General features: G+C 66.3%; 15 protein-coding genes and 1 tRNA gene. 4 read left to right on the top strand and 12 right to left on the bottom strand.

All coding sequences use genetic code 11. The annotated features are described in order from the left end of the window. Positions 1–44 precede the first annotated feature (44 nt). Positions 45–797 (top strand): 1-(5-phosphoribosyl)-5-[(5-phosphoribosylamino)methylideneamino]imidazole-4-carboxamide isomerase, encoded by a 753-nt coding sequence (gene hisA, locus FGM06_RS07150; RefSeq protein ID WP_144798413.1) that lies wholly within the window; start codon positions 45–47, stop codon positions 795–797. A gap of 212 nt (positions 798–1,009) precedes the next feature. After that, positions 1,010–1,675, top strand: a complete 666-nt coding sequence (locus FGM06_RS07145) for a DUF7119 family protein (protein ID WP_144798412.1) — start codon at positions 1,010–1,012, stop codon at positions 1,673–1,675. Here FGM06_RS07145 and FGM06_RS07140 read toward each other — a convergent pair. Further along, positions 1,651–2,973: a M20/M25/M40 family metallo-hydrolase gene (locus FGM06_RS07140; RefSeq protein WP_144798411.1), complete on the bottom strand. Its 1,323-nt coding sequence runs from the start codon at positions 2,971–2,973 to the stop codon at positions 1,651–1,653. The genes FGM06_RS07145 and FGM06_RS07140 overlap by 25 nt on opposite strands. 122 nt (positions 2,974–3,095) lie before the next feature. On the opposite strand from FGM06_RS07140, the gene FGM06_RS07135 reads away from it, so the two are divergent. Beyond that, positions 3,096–3,169 (top strand) — tRNA-Lys (locus FGM06_RS07135). A gap of 225 nt (positions 3,170–3,394) precedes the next feature. On the opposite strand, the gene FGM06_RS07130 is transcribed toward FGM06_RS07135, so the two are convergent. The 6 genes from FGM06_RS07130 to FGM06_RS07110 form a co-directional block, all read right to left on the bottom strand. Continuing rightward, complete coding sequence (locus FGM06_RS07130) at positions 3,395–4,114, bottom strand: FkbM family methyltransferase (RefSeq protein ID WP_206668672.1); 720 nt, start codon at positions 4,112–4,114, stop codon at positions 3,395–3,397. 283 nt (positions 4,115–4,397) lie between these two features. Further along, on the bottom strand, positions 4,398–5,819 hold the full coding sequence (locus FGM06_RS07125) for a PGF-CTERM sorting domain-containing protein (protein WP_241662538.1): 1,422 nt from the start codon (positions 5,817–5,819) through the stop codon (positions 4,398–4,400). Between the two features lie 67 nt (positions 5,820–5,886). After that, on the bottom strand, positions 5,887–10,305 hold the full coding sequence (locus FGM06_RS07120) for a surface glycoprotein (protein ID WP_144798409.1): 4,419 nt from the start codon (positions 10,303–10,305) through the stop codon (positions 5,887–5,889). Between the two features lie 100 nt (positions 10,306–10,405). Continuing rightward, positions 10,406–10,579 (bottom strand): hypothetical protein, encoded by a 174-nt coding sequence (locus FGM06_RS16015; RefSeq protein ID WP_186310987.1) that lies wholly within the window; start codon positions 10,577–10,579, stop codon positions 10,406–10,408. 424 nt (positions 10,580–11,003) lie between these two features. Continuing rightward, positions 11,004–11,303 carry a helix-turn-helix domain-containing protein gene (locus FGM06_RS07115; protein WP_144798408.1) on the bottom strand — a complete coding sequence of 100 codons (300 nt, stop codon included), beginning with the start codon at positions 11,301–11,303 and terminating at the stop codon, positions 11,004–11,006. An 84-nt stretch (positions 11,304–11,387) separates the two neighbouring features. Further along, positions 11,388–11,660, bottom strand: coding sequence for a hypothetical protein (locus FGM06_RS07110; RefSeq protein ID WP_144798407.1), 273 nt, complete (start codon positions 11,658–11,660; stop codon positions 11,388–11,390). Positions 11,661–12,034: 374 nt separating this feature from the next. Here FGM06_RS07110 and FGM06_RS07105 point away from each other — a divergent pair, with 374 nt between their 5' ends. Next, entirely contained in the window at positions 12,035–12,232 is a 198-nt protein-coding gene (locus FGM06_RS07105) for a hypothetical protein (protein WP_144798406.1), read from the top strand. Between the two features lie 40 nt (positions 12,233–12,272). On the opposite strand, the gene FGM06_RS07100 is transcribed toward FGM06_RS07105, so the two are convergent. The 5 genes from FGM06_RS07100 to hjc form a co-directional block, all read right to left on the bottom strand. Continuing rightward, positions 12,273–12,929, bottom strand: coding sequence for a lactate utilization protein (locus FGM06_RS07100; RefSeq protein ID WP_144798405.1), 657 nt, complete (start codon positions 12,927–12,929; stop codon positions 12,273–12,275). Positions 12,930–13,287: 358 nt separating this feature from the next. Beyond that, entirely contained in the window at positions 13,288–14,940 is a 1,653-nt protein-coding gene (gene thsA, locus FGM06_RS07095; RefSeq protein WP_144798547.1) for a thermosome subunit alpha, read from the bottom strand. A 473-nt stretch (positions 14,941–15,413) separates the two neighbouring features. After that, positions 15,414–15,956 carry a KH domain-containing protein gene (locus tag FGM06_RS07090; protein ID WP_144798404.1) on the bottom strand — a complete coding sequence of 181 codons (543 nt, stop codon included), beginning with the start codon at positions 15,954–15,956 and terminating at the stop codon, positions 15,414–15,416. Between the two features lie 103 nt (positions 15,957–16,059). Further along, entirely contained in the window at positions 16,060–17,070 is a 1,011-nt protein-coding gene (rio1, locus tag FGM06_RS07085; RefSeq protein ID WP_144798403.1) for a serine/threonine-protein kinase Rio1, read from the bottom strand. A 73-nt stretch (positions 17,071–17,143) separates the two neighbouring features. Further along, complete coding sequence (gene hjc, locus FGM06_RS07080; protein WP_144798402.1) at positions 17,144–17,689, bottom strand: Holliday junction resolvase Hjc; 546 nt, start codon at positions 17,687–17,689, stop codon at positions 17,144–17,146. Positions 17,690–17,721 lie beyond the last annotated feature (32 nt).

Genomic DNA, 17,721 nt, shown 5'->3' with positions numbered 1-17,721 from the left:
CCCGAACCGACCCGTTTAATCCCCGCCCGCGACTCCCGACGGGTATGAGCGGCTTCCCCGAGTTCGAGGTGATCCCGGCGGTCGACGTACAGGACGGCGAGGTCGTCCAGCTGGTCGGCGGCGAGCGCGGCACGGGCAAGCGGTACGGCGACCCGGTCGAGGCCGCCGAGCGCTGGATCGAGGCGGGCGCGCGGACGCTCCACCTCGTCGACCTCGACGGCGCGTTCGAGGGCGAGCGCGTCAACGCCGACGCGATCGAGGCCGTCGTCGAGGCGGTCGGCGGGGACGGCGAGGACGAGGTCGGCCTCCAGCTCGGCGGCGGCATCCGGACCGCCGAGGGAGCGCGCGAGCTCCTCGACCTCGGGCTCGATCGCGTGATCCTCGGGACCGCGGCGGTCGAGACGCCCGAGATCGTCGCCGACATCGACGAAACTCACCACGGGAGCGTCGTCGTCAGCCTCGACGCGAGGGACGGCGAGGTCGTCGTGAGCGGGTGGACGGAGGGGACCGGCCTCGACCCCGCGGAGGCGGCCGCCCGCTACGAGGAACTCGGCGCGGGCGCGATCCTGTTCACGAATGTCGACGTCGAGGGTCAGTTGGCCGGAGTCGACCGCGAGGCGGTCGCGGGCGTGGTCGAGGCCGTCGACGTCCCCGTGATCGCCTCCGGCGGCGTGGCGACCGTCGAAGACGTGGTCGCGCTGAAGGAGGCGGGCGCGGCCGCCGTCGTCGTCGGCACCGCGCTGTACGAGGGCGAGTTCACGCTGCGGGAGGCACAGGAGGCGGCGGACGGGGTTTAGCCATCGAGATTCGTCGGCGCTCGCCGCCCGCTCCCGAATATCTGTGACGCCACTCCGCGGATCGCTTATATATCGCGTCGTCTCCGTCGGGGCGTCGTCGCTCGCTCCGGGTCGCTGTCGGCGGTTTCCCGGTTTCTCGCGGTCCGTCCCGGTCGTGAGCGAATCCTGCCCCGGTGCCGGTCGCTTATGTGTGTACGTCCGAAGATGGGGGTATGAACGAGGACTCCCGCGCGGACCGACGCTCTCCCGTCGGCGAGCCCGTCGTCCGGGCCGACCCCGAGGTGACGGGCGAGCGGGCCGCGGAGGCGGTCGGCTTCGACCCCGACGACCCCGAGAGCGTGGCCGAGGCGGCGGAGACGGTGGCCCGCTTCGCCGCCGGCGACGTCGGCGACGAGGACAACGTCTTAATGCTGCGCGGGGCGGCCGCGTGCGCGGCCCTGGTCCGCGGCGTCGGCTCGTACAAGGCGGCCGCCGAGCGCGCGGGCGACGACGTCTCCGTGGCGTTCATCCGCAAGTGGGCCCGCGTCCACGACCTCCCGCAGGCGATCCGCCGCCAGGTCGCGGGCGGCCGGATCGCGCCCAGCGCGGCCAAACACGTCGCGCGCCTCGGCGGCACCGACCGCTACCTGCTCGCGTGGGCGGCCATCGACGGCGACCTCACGGTCCGCGAGGTGCGCTCTATCGCCTCCGCCGTCAACGACGGCGCCGACGTCGAGAGCGCGGTCCGCGACGCGGGCGTCGAGCTCGGCCACATCGGCCTCCGGCTCCCCCTCGACACGTACGTGGAGCTCCGGCGCCGCGCCTCGAATCGGAACGTCGAGCCCGGCGCGCTCGTCGCCGAGGCGCTCGACGACTACTTCGCCGGCGCGTCGGAGTAGCCCTCGGCGAACCGGCCGACCGCGGCCGCGATCGCCGCCCGTCCCTTCTCGACCTCGTCCCACGCGATCGTCTCGTCGGGGTAGTGCGCCTCCGTGACCGTCCCCGGCCCCAACAGCACGGTCGGGATCCCCGCCGCGACGTAATGCCTGGAGTCGGCGCCGTAGGTCGCCCCGGTCGGCTCCGGGTTCGGGAGGCCGGCGTCGACGAGCCCCGCCCGCGCGGCCTCGACGATCGGCTCGTCGACGGCGACCTCGCTCGCCTCGAACTGCACCGAGAAGCGCTCGAACGTCGGCGGGTGCTCGCGCAGCCACGGGTCCTCGGCGCCGACCGCGTCGAGCCGCTCGCGGAACGCCGCCTCCACCTCGTCGACCGTCTCCCCGGGCGCAACCCCGATCCGGAACTCCGCGGCGAGCGTCGCCGGCACCGTCGACGCCCACGACCCCGCCTCGACGGTCCCGCAGACCACCGGCCACGGCACCGGGAACTCGGCGTATAAGGGGTGGGTCACCGACTCCCCGCGCTCCGTCTCCAGGTCCATGAACGCCCCGCGGATCGCCTCGAACCGCGGGAGGACGTCCTCGCCGCGCCAGCGCGTGGCGGCGTGCGCGCTGCGCCCGGTCAGCTCCAGCCGCGCCATCACCGACCCCTCGGTGGCGACGACGGGGCGCAGCTCGGTCGGCTCCGCGACGATCGCCGCGTCGCGCTCGAAGGGGTACGGGTTCGCGAGCGCCGCGGTCGCCGCGCCGTACCCGCCGTCCTCCTCGCCCGCGACCGCCTCGACGACGACCCGAAGCCCGCTCTCCGGGAGGTCGAGCCCCCCGGCCTCGGCCGCCGCCCGGACGTCGAGCGCCGCGCCCACGCACGCCGCGACCCCCGACTTCATGTCCGCCGCGCCGCGGGCGGTGAGCGTCTCACCGTCGCCCTCGCCGTCGCTCCCGCCCCACTCCGGCTCGAAGGGATCGCTCGACCACTCGGCGGGCTCGGCCGGGACCACGTCGATGTGGCCGTTCAGCACGACCGTGGGCGCGTCGGCGGCGTCCCCCTCGTCCGCCGCCGTCGCACCGCCGAGTTCGAGGACGCCGCCGACGCTCTTCCGCCCCGCCACGTCCGCCTCGTCGAGGTCGTCCGGGAAGGAGGGGTGGCCCGCGAGGAGGTCGGGGTCGGCGTCCCACGCGTGCGTCTCGAAGCCGAGGTCGTCGAGTCGCCCCTCGACGAAGTCGGCCGCGGCCGCCTCCTCGCCGGCGGTGGAGGCGAACCGACAGCAGTCGGCGGCGAACGCGCGCATGTCGAAGTCCATGCTCGCGGCGACGGCGGCGGCCGGGAAACCGTTTCGGATCCGCCGGACGCGAGATCGCCTCGGCCTCGCCGTGGGTGGTTTCTAAACGTTTATCCGTGGTCTGTCCGTACCGATTCGTGTCTGGGCCGGTAGCTCAGTTAGGGAGAGCGTCCGGCTTTTAACCGGACGGTCGGGGGTTCGAATCCCTCCCGGCCCGTGCAACGAGACGGTGAGCAGCGCGAACCGTCGAGTGAACCGGCAGGAGGGATTCGAATCAGGGAACGGAGCCTGCGGAGTGACCGTGGTTCGAATCCAGTCGTACCCTGTGGGTCCGACTGGCTCCACGCTCGCTTCGCTCGCGTGGATCCCTCCCGGCCCGTACTTCTCGCGGCGAGCAGTCCGCGAGCGACAGGTCTCTTCGAATCCCGTCGGACCGCACCGCTCACTTCGCGCCGCTCGATTTCGTCCCGACGAGCATCGACTCCCCTTTCCCCTCCCGAACGGAGAACTCGGTGAGGGAGAACCCGTGTGATTCGAGCGCGGCGCGGACGTCCGCCACCGAGCTCCCCTCTTTCTCGAGTCGCTCCGCGTGGGTCTCGCAGTACACCGATCGGCAGTCCGGGCGCGACAGGGTCGACTCCAATCCGTCGAGGACCGCCCGTTCGGCGCCCTCCACGTCTATCTTGAGTACGGTCGGACGCGGGAGGCCCTCCCGGTCGATGAGTTCGTCGCCGCGGACCTTCGGGACCGTGATGCGATCGTCGCCCGCGGCCCAGTCGGACACCAGCGTGTGGCCGGCCGATCCGACTTTGTCCAGCGTGAGCGCGAGCTCCGCCTCCCCCGTGGAGTCGGCGAGCGCACGCCGGTAGGTCGAGACGTCGGCGCCGTTGAGGGCGGCGTTGTCTTCGAGCCGATCGGCGTTGTCGGGGTGGGGTTCGAACGCCACGACGGGGCCGGTCACCACGTCCGCCGCGATACACGAGTAGAGTCCGAGATTGGCGCCGACGTCGTAGAAGACGTCGTCGTCGCGGAGGTTCGACACGAGGTGGTCGAGGACCGGTCGTTCCTCGATCGTCCGGAAATCCGTCCACTCGTTTCGCGTCGGGATACCGAACCGCGCACTGGCCCGTCCGATTTCGACGTCGTAGCTGTCGCCGGCCATCCGGTATCGGAGGTCGCTCCATCGCCCGTACAGCGGCCTTATTATCGGCGTAAGACCGACCGCCTCGACCAAGCGCCGCCCCCGAGATAACAGACGTGAACCCACTGACCCCATGCCTTGCACGGACCGTTGCCTGTCGTATCAGTATGCATCTCTTAATTTATGATTTCCAGTGCGGCCCGCGCGTAAGTCGCCGCCTACGCGGGCCAAAGGTCGCGCTCACTACACCGGTCGCTCGTGGGCGCGAAAAAACGGGAGAACGCGGGTGGTCGAACGGGGCTTTTCAGTCGTTCCGACGCGTCGCGAGCAGCGCGGCCGCGACGAGCGCGACGAGCGCGACGAGCGGGCCGAAGCCGGGAATCCCGTCGTCGGTGCTGCCGTCGCCGCCGTCGGCGCCGTCAGCGCCGTCGTCGCCGGTGTCGTCGCCGGCCTGTGCGACGGTGATCGTCGCGGACGCGGTGTCCGTCTCGCCGGCGTCGTTCGTGACGGTCAGCTCGACGCTGACGTCGCCGGCCTCGTCGAGGGTCGTCGTGGCGGTCTCGCCGCTGAGACTCTCGCCGTCGACGGACCAGTCGTACGAGTCGATCTCGCCGTACTCGGTCTCGGAGCCGGAGGCGTCGAGGGTGACCTCGGTGCCGGCTTCGACCTCGCTCGGGGCGTCGATCGCGGCGGTCGGTTCGCCGGTCGCGCTCACCGCGAAGTACGAGAAGCCGGGCGTCTCGAACTCGATGACGACGCGCTGGTCGGTCTCGCCGGAGACCTCGGTGTCGAGGGCCTGCCACTCGCCGTCCGCGAAGCGGAAGGCGGTGAGGTCCTCGGGGTCAGCGCCGATCCCCGAGAGCCGTTCGCGCGTGACGCGCTTGCGGACCGTCGCCTCGGAGTTCCGGAGCGCGTCGCCCACGGTGATCTGCGCGACGGTCGCGGCGGAGCCGGGCGCGGGCCCGGTCTCGTCCGGCGCCGCGCTCAGCGTCCGGGCGTTGACGCTGCCGGAGGCGCTGAAGCCGAAGGTGACCGACTCGACCGCGTTGTCTTCGCCGAACGTGGCCGTGGTCGTGCCGGTCTCGTCGTCGGTGACGAGGTCGGCCGTTTCGTCGGCCTCGACGTCGACGTCGGCCGGCGGTTCGGGCGGCTGCACGTCGGACGTGCCGCCGCCGGTGCCGGCACCGCCGCCGCCACCGCCACCGCCAGCTCCGCCGTCGGAACCGTCGCCGCCGTCAGTGCCGTCTCCGCCGTCGGAACCGTCACCGCCGTCGGAACCGTCACCGCCGTCAGTACCGTCGCCGCCGTCGGAGCCGTCTCCGCCATCAGAGCCGTCACCGCCGTCGTCGGGCGGTGCTTCGGCGCCGGAGAGGTCCAGGCGCTCGGAGGCGCCCGACTCCCAGGTGATGGTGTCGGAGGCGCCGCCGGCGGTGATCTCGACTTCGTCGCCGGCCTCCAGCGAGTTGTCCTCGTTGGAGACTTGGAAGTCGTAGTACCCGTCGGCGTCGGTCTCGGTGGACGCGACCGTCTCGCCGTCGTAGACGGCTTCGACCGTCACGCCGGCGACCGCGCTGCCGCCGTCGTCGACCACGTCACCGTAGACGCGGTTCGGCGGCTGTGGCGGGCCGTCGCTCTGCGCCGCGACCGGCGCAGCGACCCCGCCGACGAGCGTCGCGAGCGCGACGGCTACGACCAAGAGCCGTAGTATCGTTGATGTGTTTTCCATGGTATGTAGCATCAGTATGTTATTTGTGCGATAAATTTGGGGAGGTGAGAAATTAAGCTAGATTCCCCTAGGAGCGCGTTATGGATTGGGTTCCACTTGTCAGGGCGTTCCCAACCCCGTCTTCGATCTCACCCTCGATTGCGACCTGCAGGTCGTCACTGCTGTAGTCACCATCGAGAGTGAGCACGACGATCTGATCTCCGGTCTCTCCGTCGGTCACACCATCCGTGTTGATACTGGAGAGCACGTTCGTGTCACCAGCACCGCTCTGGTTGGTCACGTTGAAGTCGCCAGAGTCGATCGTGCTCGCGTTGAGCCCGGACACGCTGTCGTTCAGCGTGACATTCAGGGTGGTGTTACCGTCAACCGTGCCGTTATCGGAGGCACTGACATACTGCGGAGCAGTACCGTCAGAGTTCACGGTCACAATCGTCGAGTTATCGACTGTGTCACCGTCACTGTCGACGACGGAGACGTTGACATCGTGGTCTCCTTCGGGGTACACGTTAGTACCCGCATCGACAGTCACGTCGGTCGTGTAGGTGTCGCCACCGTCTGCGTCGAGCTGGAAGTAGATGGCATTGTTATCGCCGCTATCGACACTCCGGACCTCGGGACCCTGGGAGACAGTCACATCTGTCCCAGCAGGATTAACACCGTTGACGTCGACCGTCACTTCGTCCGGGAAGGTCAGCCAGAACTCGTCAGTGTCACCGTCTTGGCTCACGTTCTCAGCCGTGAACGTGAATTCGTGGTTGTCAATACTATCTTCAGCCAGAACTGGGTTCGTGTTGACGTCTCCGCCGGTGACCGCAATGTCACCGCTGGTCGTCAGACTGATCGAATCAGTGTCGGTCGCCTCGTTACCGACCGAGTCGCTGACGTTCAGTTCGATGTCGTAGTTGTCAGCGGCCAGCCCGCTGACATCGACTGTGTTCTCACCCTCGGTGAGACCATTGTTCAAGCTAGCGACGACCTGTTCGGTGTCGTCGCTACCGTTGAAGATCAGCTCCGCGGATGCGACACCGTTCGTGTCCTCAACGGTGACGTTGACGACTTCGTCTTCGGCGTTGACGTCGTCGATCGAGACGGTGTCGACCTGTTCGGGAACAGTGACACCGTCTTCACCGAAGCTCGAGACGCCGCCATCGTCGAACGCGACGACAGTGAGATTCACTTCTCCGTCAGAAGCGACCGGACCCTCACTACCGACATCGAAGGAGGCGGAGTAGGTGTCGCCACCGTCGGGAGTGAGTTCGACATTATCGGTGCCGCCAAGCGGTGACGCGTCGACGAAGACCCCCTGCAGGTTGTCGTCAACGACGTCGGCGCTCACGGTTACCGTGTCGCCGGTCGTGACGATCTCGTCGTCACCGTCGGTGACATTAACGTTCGTCACCGAGGGCGCCGCGCTCTGGTCAGCGTTCTCGTAGGTCGTCCGGACGTACTGGTCGTTGGACTCGACGAAGACCCAGTAAGACTCGCCGGGCTCCAGCGCGTCGACCGTCTGAACGGAGTACTGGCTGGCCTGGCCGAGCACACCGACTTCGCTGACCTGATCGACAGTGGTCAGTGCGCGGTCTGCCGACTGCGTGCCTTCCTGGAAGTGACCGACGAAGTTCCAGCCGGCCTGCAGGTTCTCCACTGCGGGCGCGGTCGGACCGTCGTCGGTGTTGCTCGCGATGACCGTGTAACCGCGGACGTCGACGGTCGTGTCGGAGTCGGCGTAGAGGACGTACCCCTGGCCGGCTTCGAGCGCGTCGAAGTCGTTCTCGTCGGCGTCGGGATCGAAGCTCTCCCACTCGCCGTCGTCGTACGCCCAGATGGCGTCGACGTTCGAGGTGTCGACCTCATCGAGAGGGACGGCGCCCGTCTCCACCGGAACGGAGACGAAGTTCGCGCCCTCGGTCAGGTCGAGTTCCGCGCTGTCGACGACTTCGACATCTTCCTGATTCGACGTGCCGTTGGCGTCCGTGTACGAATCAGCGTCGATGACCAGTTCGGGGTCGTCCCCGGTCTGGATCTCGCGGTCGAACGTGATGACCGCAGTCCCGGTCGCACTGTCGATGTTGCCACCGATGTCGACCGCGCGGTCATTCTCGAAGGAAACATCTCCTCCGTCGAAGGTCGTCGCTAGCGGTTCGGAGAACTTGAGCTCGACTTGTGACTGGCCGCTGTCGACCCCGATGACGTCGGCGTCGACGAGCGACGGAGCCTCAGAGTCAACGATCGTGGAATCGCTCGCACCACCTTCGTAGACCTGATCTCCGGACGTCGCGCTGTCGACAACGAGCGTGTACTCGCCGTCACGCGACGTCTCGACGGTCAGTTCGTTCTCGTTTTCAGTCGGTTCGAAGTCATCGAGACTGAAGCTCGTATTGGACTGATCGAAGTGCTCGTCGGTCGTCGGGATCCGCACATCGAGGCTGTCGAGGGGCAGGTCCGACTCGACCGTCGCCGTGACGTTGCTGCCGTCGGATGTCAGCGTCGCGGTTTCGATATCCAGGGTGGAGCCGCGAACGTCTGCGGTCTCCGTCGTCGAACCATCGTGTTCGGTGACAGTGGCTACCAGCTTGTAGTCACCTTCGCCGACGTCGTTCACGTTGAACGACGTGCCGTCTCCGTTCACGAATCCGTCTTCACTCGCGTCGGTGTCGACGCTCCAACTGTAGCTGACGTCGGCCGTTCCGGCGTCGTGGATATCGAACGCGTCCTCGACATCGACGTCACCCGAAATGGGATCGCTGCCGACGTACTCGATAGTCGGATCGACGTTGTCGACGGTGAAGTCTTGTTCCGCGCTGTCATAGTTGCCCGAGTCGTCTTCGACGCTCACGCTGAGGACGTGCTGGCCCTCAGGTAGTTCGGTCGTGTCGAGGTCTCTCGGGTCGTCGATTACGTGTTCTCCATCGTCGGTAACGACGACGTAGTGCGGCTCATTGCCGTCAGCGTCCTCAACGCTCACTTCTCCAGTGACGTTGATGAGACCGCTAACCGCCGTGTCGAGGTTCCCCTGGTTGACGGACACCGTGGGACCCAGGGTATCGATAGCGAACGTCTGGTTGCTATCGGAGTCGTTCGGGTTGGCCAGTGCGTTGCCGGCCTCGTCATCAGCAGCGGTGACGTTGACGATCGCAGAGTCGTTCTCAACGTTAGTGTACGCGCCATTGCCAAGCGAGAGATCGGCGATGGCGACGTTCTCGTCAACATCGAAGTCAGCGCCGCCGGACAGGGCTTCAGTGCCGTCGCCCGTGTTCACCGTCGCGTCGATGGTGGTCACGTCGACGTCCTCTTCGGCAAACGTGATCACGACCTGAGAACTGGCCGTGTCCTCTAGGATCGGCGTGTTCGTCACCGAAACGTCAGTTATTTCGGGAGAGGTCGTGTCTACCGTGAACACGTCCTCGTACGTGGTCGTGTTGGCATTGCTGATGTTGTTCGTCGCAGTGACCTCGAACGAATAGCTCCCGTCTGCGTACGACGAGACGTTCTCGTTATTCGCGTCAGGATCGAGCGTGAGTTTCTTCTCAGTCAGCGAGACGTTCTCGTAGACGCTGGAGTCGCTCTCGTCGTAAGACGCAACCGTGTTGCCGTCCTCATCTAGGACGGTCAGCGAAACCGTCGAATTGTCGATGGCGTAGTCGCCACCGTCAACGGTTGCCGTCACGGTTACGTTCTCGTTGTTGGTCGGATCGTCCGGCGTCTCCGGTACCGTATCGAGCGTGAAACTCGGCTCTGCGCTGGTAACATCGACGTTGAAGTTCGTGTTATCCGAGTTGCCTGCTGTGTCCTCGGCCGTAACGTCGACGTTGTAGGTATTGTCAGCGCTGAGTGCCGGGACGTCGCCTGAACCCGGCGTGATAGTGAGCGTCTCGTCGGCAAAGCTCACGCCATCGGTTTCGTCGGAATCAGGGTTGATCTCCCAGGTCACTTCCTCATTACCGTTCGTGACCGTGACGATGAGATTGTCCACGCTCGTGGTCTCGTCACTCACTTCGAGCGTGATCTCCTCGGCGTTTGCCTCGTTAACGTCTGACTCGGGTGTAACGTTCCCGAATTCGGGTGCGGTACCGTCGACAGTCAAGGTGCCTGCCGAATTGAGGAGCGTACTTTGGTCTTCAGCAACGTAAATGTCAGACTCATCTCCGTCTTCAAGCCCGAGCTCACCATCTACGTCTGCCTCGTACTCAAACGAGCCATTTTCATCGATGTTTGGACCAGGAATCTGGAAGGAGGCGTTAACCGTACTTCCATCTTGATTCTTGTCCACCGTCACATAGAGCGATTCGCCGTTGTAGTCACCGGAGTAATCTCCGGATATTGTGACCTCATCTCCCGGCTGAGCGATCGTATCACTCAGCATGCTTCCGTCAGGAGATGCGGCCGCACTCCCCGCAAGCGCCACGGAGCCCCCCACCATGGAGAGCACCATCACGAGCGAGAAGAAGACCGCTTGCGCCTTCTTCCGGTTGTTACCGTCTGTCATGTAGTGTGTGTGTAATCTGTCGTCTGCGTGTCGGTCGTCGCGCGATTCGCCTCGGTCGTTCGGGTCACGACGGATACGTCGCGGGCGTCGGATCCTCGTGTCATGCGTCGAGTCCGTAGTAGTCGACGAGGACCTCCTCGAGCTTCTCGGAGACGTTGGCGCCGTCCGCCACGGCGTCCGAACGTACCTCCCGCCAGACCTCGCGGTCCAACTCGATCGTCGTCCGCGTCAGGTCCGCGGTGTCGTCCCCGCTGTTGTCGTCTGTCATCGCCACTGATGTGCAATCACCCCGCTCTGTACTCCGCCATCGCGTTCGAGTAACCACTTCACGTTGCAGTTGTCACATTTTCTAGCTAACCACTTATATCTACCGTCAGTATATGCTGTCGCTAACTACCGGTAAAATCGCCGGACGCGGCGGCCGTCACCGATCGACGAAGCCGTCGCTCGCTCTGCGTCGAACACGCGAAAAACGCCGTTTTAAGCGGCTGTTAACGCTGTTTCCGGGTGACAACAAGCGGAGAATTCGGTCGCGTCACGCGCGTCGCGCGGACACGCCTCCGATCAAACCGAGATATACTACCGGTATCTATCGGCGCCCCTGTCGACCCGAGCTCGTCGCTCGTCGGGTGGCGTTTTCAGTACTCACGCGACCGCGTCTCACTCGCCGTCCGTTCCCGCGCGAGTCTGACCGACGCTCACTCCTCGGCGTGTTCCGCCAGCTTGCGCTCGATCAGCGCCTCGAAGTCGACGTCGTCGTCCTCGTACTCCGCCCGGTGACTCGCCGCGATCCGTCCCTTCTCCGTGATCTCGTACAGCCCGCTGTTCGGCGCCGGCCCGACGCGGTCCAGCAGCCCGTAATCGGCCAACACCGGGAGGCGGGTGTTGACGTAAGACCGGTTCTTGTCGAGATGGGCGGCGATGTTGATGGCGTTGTTGCGCCTCCCGTTCGAGAGGATCTGCAAGATCTCGAAATCAGTGGGGACAGTCAACCGCATCACCTGATAACCGACGTGGTCCTATATATATCCTTATGAACAGAGAGACACGACGTGTAAACTATACACGCCGGGCGCGTTCTCTCAGTCGGCGCCCTCGACGACCAGCTCTCGCGCGACCCTGAGGTCTTCCAGCGCGCGCTCGTGGTGCGTGATCGCCTGCGAGAGACACCGCTCCATGTGCTGGTCGTCGAGGTCGAACTCGTCGTGGGTGACGTAGAGGAGATAGCGTTCGAGCGACGTGTTCGTGTTCGCCTGCGCGTCCATCAGCGACTTGACGACGGCCCAGTCGAGCTCGGGAGCGTCCTCGTCCGCGCTCATCAGCTCCTCGCCGGTTTGTCCCAGCGTGTTATCCATTGATTCAGATTTGCAACTAAATTCATATATAGCTTTTGAACTGATAGTTTCACCAACTATTCTCGTTAATGTTGGCTTATTTTCTCGTATTTTGCCGCGTGAACCCGGATACGTCCGCTCACGTGTCGATCGTGTCCTCCGAGATCCGCGCCGGACCCGATACCGATCGCGGCTGTGATATACCGATAGTATCTAAATATTAATTAACCTTTTCATGGTGTCATATCCGTCCAGATCCACGACGCCGCGCATGCGCTCCGAAGTCGGGGGGATACTCCGGTGTCGTTAGTGCGGTAGTCGGCGATTAACGAATGTATATACTATCGGTATATACCATCAAAACAACTAATACGCACCGCTCGCTGGCAGTAGGTATGATCGGAGATTGGTTCCGGGACGCTCGGGGAGACGACGACTCCGTGTCCGACGACGACCCGTCGAAGGGACTCCGGGTAGCGCTCTTCGACCGCCGCCGAACGGATCGGGCGAGCGTCAACGGAAAAGTCCGGTACGTGTTCCTCGGAGCGATGGGCGTCATCGGGACCGCGATCGTCGCGAACGTGGTGTTCTGACGGTCGCGGCGGGTCCGCGGAGTCGGACGACCGCCCGGATTCAGTACCCGAGCTGCTCGCGCACGAGGACGACTGTCGTTCGACCCTCCTCGGCTTCCTGTCGGTAGATGAGCTGCTTCGCGATCGACGACTCGACCCCGTACGCCTCCTGTGCGCGCTCGTTCTCCAGCGGGTACGCGACCGACTCCAGCCGGTCGAGCGCGTCGTCCAGGGTGGGAACGATCTTGTTCGCGCCGCTGACGATGACCACGTTGCCGGCGGCGAACGGGTACGCCCCGACTCGGCTGCCGGAGAGGTCGGCGGCGACGAGCTCGCCCGTCTCCGCGATCGCGTTGATCCCGCCGAGGAAGTAGTCCGCCGTCTGGGCCTTCCGGCGCGCGGCCTGTCGCTCGGCGTCGTCGTCGATGCCCCAGATCTCGTCCGGGAGGCTCTCCCACTCGTGGTCGCCCTCGCTCAGGAGGTCGTCGAAGCCGATCTCCTCCAGCGTCGTCGAGTGACCGTTCATCACGGACGCGCCCGCGGGGATCTGCGCTTCGACCGCCTCCAGCGCCTCGTCCGCGGAGTCGACGACGACGACATCAAACCCGTTGGCCTCGAGGTTTGCGACCGCCGCTTCGACGGTCTCGTCGTCGGGAAGTTGGTCGAGCGCGTCGTCGATCGTCGTGTCGTCTGCGTAGTCGGCTTTCTGCTGTGGCATGGTGAAGTGAACGCGAATCGGGACCGCGGTGCGCCTCTCCGTGGGCGAGTCCACGTCGAGAGCGGCCGGGGTCCGTCTCGTGTTCGATCCGAGGAGCGGACGACACTTAACGGCTCGCGAACCCTCGTGTCGGGTGGTGACACCGGTGTTATCGTCGTGTCGGTCGGACGACCGCTCGGCTCGTGACGGGTGAGACGAACGGGTCGGCGTCGCGGGCGACGAGCCGCCGGCTCCGCGGTCAGTCGTCGATAAAAATCGCGCGTCGTCGAGGCCCGAAGGGGCGCGCGACGGTCGGTCGGCGGGTCGGTTCGGCGAAGCGGCTGCGGTCGGTATGGGGGTGGTGTGTCCTATCCGAACTTCACATCGCACCGCCCATGCCGCCCATGCCGCCCATGCCGCCGCCCATGCCGCCGGGCGCGCCGCCGGGGCCGCCCTCGTCGCCGCCGTCGTCGGAGCCGCCGCCCTTGAGGTCGCCGGCCGCGATGACGTCGTCGATGCGGAGGATCATGACGGCCGCCTCGGTGGCGGACTCGATGGCCTGGGTCTTGACGCGGAGCGGCTCCACGACGCCCTCGGCCTCCATGTCGATCACGTCGCCCGTGTAGGCGTCGAGACCGGCGCCGAACTCGCCGCCGTCGTGGCGGGAGCGGAGGTCGACCAGCGAGTCGATGGGGTCGAGACCCGCGTTCTCGGCGAGGGTGCGCGGAACGACTTCCAGCGCGTCGGCGAACGCCTCGACTGCGAGCTGCTCGCGGCCGCCGACGGAGTCGGCGAAGTCGCGGAGCTGCAGCGCGAGCTCGGCCTCGGGGGCGCCGCCGCCGGGCAGGACCTGCCCGTCGAGCAGCGTCGTGCGGACAACGCCGAGCGAGTCCTCGATGGCGCGCTCGACCTCGTCGACGACGTGCTCGGTGCCGCCGCGGAGGATGAGCGTGACGGACTTCGCCTCCTCGACGTCCTCGACGAAGATGCGCTCGTCGCCGCCGATGTCCTTCTGGGCGACGGAGCCGGCGAAGCCGAGGTCGTCCGACTCGATGTCCTCGAGGTTGGAGACGACGCGGCCGCCGGTCGCGCGGGCGAGACGGTTCAGGTCGCCGGACTTCGCGCGGCGGACGGCGAGGATGCCCTCCTGCGCGAGGTAGTGCTGGGCCATGTCGTCGATGCCGTCACCGACGAAGACGACGTCGGCGCCGATGTCGACGAGGTGGTCGACCATCTCGCGGAGCTGCTCTTCTTCCTGGTCGAGGAACTGCTGGAGCTGGTCGGGGTCGGTGACGTTGACCTCGGCGTCGATCTCCGTCTCCTTCACTTCGATGGCGCCGTCGAACAGCGCCACGTCCGCGTCCTCGACGGCGAAGGGCATGTTCTCGTCGACGCGCTCTTTGTCGACGATGACGCCCTCGACGAGCTCGGACTGGTCGATCGAGCTGCCGACGACCTTCTCGACGGAGACGTTCTCCGTGTCGATGCCGTCGTCGTCTTTGACCGCGAGGACGGAGTCGACGACGAGCTCGGCGAGGAGGTCCTTCGCGTTCTCGGCGCCCTTGCCCGTCATCGCCGTCTGGGCGATCTCGACGAGCGTGTCGTAGTCGTCCTCGGAGACCTCGATGGCGTCCTCCTCGAGGATCTCCTTGGCCTTCTCGGCGGCCTGACGGTACCCCTGCGCGAGGGTCGTCGCGTGGATGTCCTGGTCGAGGAGCTCCTCGGCCTGGTCGAGGAGCTCACCGGCGACCACGACCGCGGAGGTGGTGCCGTCGCCGACCTCCTCCTCCTGCGTCTCGCTTACCTCGACGATCATGTTGGCCGCCGGGTGGTCGATGTCCATCTCCTTCAGGATGGTGACGCCGTCGTTCGTGACGACGACGGACCCGCCGGAGTCGACGAGCATCTTGTCCATCCCTTTCGGGCCGAGCGTGGTGCGGACGGACTCCGCGACCGCCTTGCCGGCCGTGATGTTCATGTTCTGAGCGTCCTTTCCGGAAGTTCGCTGCGACTCCTCAGAAAGTACGATCATGGGCTGATTGCCCATCCGCTGGCGCTGTGACATTACAACCTCTGATTGTTTGTGATTCTATATAAACCCTTCGTTCAGGTCGTGCGAAACCGCACCACGGTGGCCGGTATTCGCCCGGTATGTGGCTCGTTATCACGGGTGTTTATATAGAATAACAGATCGAGAGCCGGAGCGTAGGCATTTATAACAGAAGCGCGGTGGCGTGCCCCGGTGAGCGGCCTGGAGGGCCGCGAACCGCCGGTGCGAGGGAGTCGGTCGCCCGGAGCGAAGCGGAGGGCGGCCGACGAGGCTGGGGAGGCCTGAGGTGCGGTGCCGTGCGGAGCGGGGCGGGACTCAAAGGGGTAGTCGCGATTCCCGCGAGCATCGCGAGCGGGAATCGCGCCTGGGGCTTTGCCGGTCTTCACCGAACCGCCGGTAACAGATGCATATAAACAAATAACGACGCCAACCGCGACACCGAGGAACGCGTTCGATTACCCCGGCGCGTTGAAGCTCACGTCGTCGTCGAGCTCGTTCGACATCCGCTCTAAGTACGAGTACACCGCGCCGTGGGGGGCGCCGTCCAGCAGCATCCCGACGGCCCGACGCACCACTTCCAGCTCCTCGGGCTGGCCGACGGCGCCGACCGTCGATCCGTAGACGACGACGTTCGCGCCCGACAGCTCTTCCAGCAGCTCCCGGGTCCGTCCGTTCTCGCCGATGATACGACCCTTCTTGCGCTGGAGGTCGTTGTCGTTCCGGGTGTGCTCCGAGAGGTCGATCAGATCGAGCGTCCGGAGGTCGTGGTCGAGGATCGACAGCGCCGTCTCCGGGGTAAACCCCCGTCCGATCGCCTTGATCACGTCCGGCGCGACCATCGCGGCCACGGGGTCGTCGCGCTCTTCGATGGCGACGCTGCCCGACTCCGAGTCGACGTCGATCCGCACGTTCGCCCGCTCTTCGATCTCCCGCATCGTCTCGCCGCCGGCGCCGATGACGACGCCGATACGGTCCTGCGGAACCGTCACGTGTTGCATACGTCGGAATACCCGGCGAAGCCTTTTAAGCGTGTCCGCCGGCTCCGGGTGTGTGGTCGCGTGACGGGGGATACTCGGCGGTTCAGCGCCGAAGCGCTGAGATCTACTCGTTTGGCTCGGTGCCAGCTTCCCCGCCCGACTCCGGCTCCCCGCTCGGGTCGGGCTCTGGCTCCCCGCTCGGGTCGGGCTCTGGCTCCCCGCTCGGATCGGGTTCCGGTTCCGTCACGTACGCGCGGAGGTCGTCGGGGTCGACGTCGATCCCCTCCCGGGTGAAGAAGGTCGCCACGTTCTCGCAGTCCCGCTGGAGGAACTCCCCGGCGTTCGGGTGGTGGACCGTCACGGCCTGCCCGAGGTCGATGATCACCAGTTCGCCGTCGTGGATGATCATGTTGTACTCCGAGAGGTCGCCGTGGATCAGGCCGGCGCGGTAGAGCCGGCGCATGTACTCGCGGACGACCTCGTAGGCGGTCTCCGGGTTCTCCACGTCGACCTCGTTCAGCCGCCGGGCGCGGTCCTCGGCGTGGCCGACCAGCTCCATCACGAGGACGTTCCGCTGGACCGCGATCGGCTCGGGGACGCGCACGCCGGCCTTGCGCGCCCGCTTGAGGTTCGCGAACTCCTTGCGGGTCCACGCCAGCACGACCGCCTTCTTGTCGCTCGCGATCCCCTCGAACCGCGGGTCGCCCTCGAGGTAGTCGCGCATCTGCCGGAAGTTCGAGGAGTTGATCCGGTACACCTTCACGGCGACCTCGCGCTCCGGCGTGACGCCATCCGGCCCGCCGCCGGCGGCAGCCGACCCCGGTTCCGGTCGCTCGCCCGCCTGTCCGCCGAGCGCCTCGAAGACGCTCGCCTCCTTCCCCGTCGACACCGGCCCGCCGAAGGCGTCGACGTAGCCGTCCTGCACGAGCTTGTACACCGCTGCCAGCGTCGCGTCGTCGAACACCGACTCCTGGAGCTTGAACTGCTCGGTGTCTTTGATCCGCTTGCGGAACTCGTCGAACTCCCGGTCCTGCCGGCGGGCGATCCGGTCCGCCTCCGTGTCGGAGACGTCCAGCTGTTCCCACTCGTCGCCGGGCTGGTCGTCGGGCTCGAGCAGGACGAACTCCTCGCTCATTCGCGTGGGAGTTCGGCGCCGCGAGGGATAAGCGAGTGGGTCCGGGGGCGCGCCTCTCCCGCGTTTCGGACCGTCATAACACGTCGAGCGCGTCCTCGACTGGCATGTGCCCGTCCCGCACCGCCGTCAGGATCTCCCGGCGCTCTTCGAGTTCGGGATCGACCCCGTCGCCTCCGCCTTCCTCGCCCACCTCGCCGAGCGTCACCTTCTCCGTCTCGCCGACGAACTCGGGGAAGTCGGTGCCGTCGGCGAGCGCCGTCTCCTTCTTCACGCGGTACGACCCCGCGTCGGTGGTGTACAGGTCGCCCGGGTGGAAGAAGTACCAGTCCTCGCGGTCGAACCGCACCGCGATCCGCGCCTTCGCGCCGAAGTTCCGCGCGAAGAAGAGGAGCGCCTCCACCTCCTCGCCGGTGAGGTAGATCGGGTCGCCCGCGCTCGATTTCGCCTCGATGGCGTAGAACGTCTCGCCGTCGCCGGCGAGCACGTCAGGGAGCTCCCGCTCGGTCGCGGCGCCGCTGGCCGGCGCGCGCATCACGGCGAACCCGGCCTCGTCGAGGGCGTTCACCAGCTCGCGCTCGCGGCGGTCGCCCTTCCGGTTAGCGGACACGGTCGTCGTCACCCGGTTCGGTCATGGGCGCCGTAAGCGCGAGG

The sequence above is a fragment of the Halorubrum depositum genome (genome assembly GCF_007671725.1).
Taxonomy (GTDB): domain Archaea; phylum Halobacteriota; class Halobacteria; order Halobacteriales; family Haloferacaceae; genus Halorubrum; species Halorubrum depositum.
The sequence above is the reverse complement of the archived record's forward strand: the minus strand, read 5'-3'. Positions and strand labels throughout refer to the sequence as shown.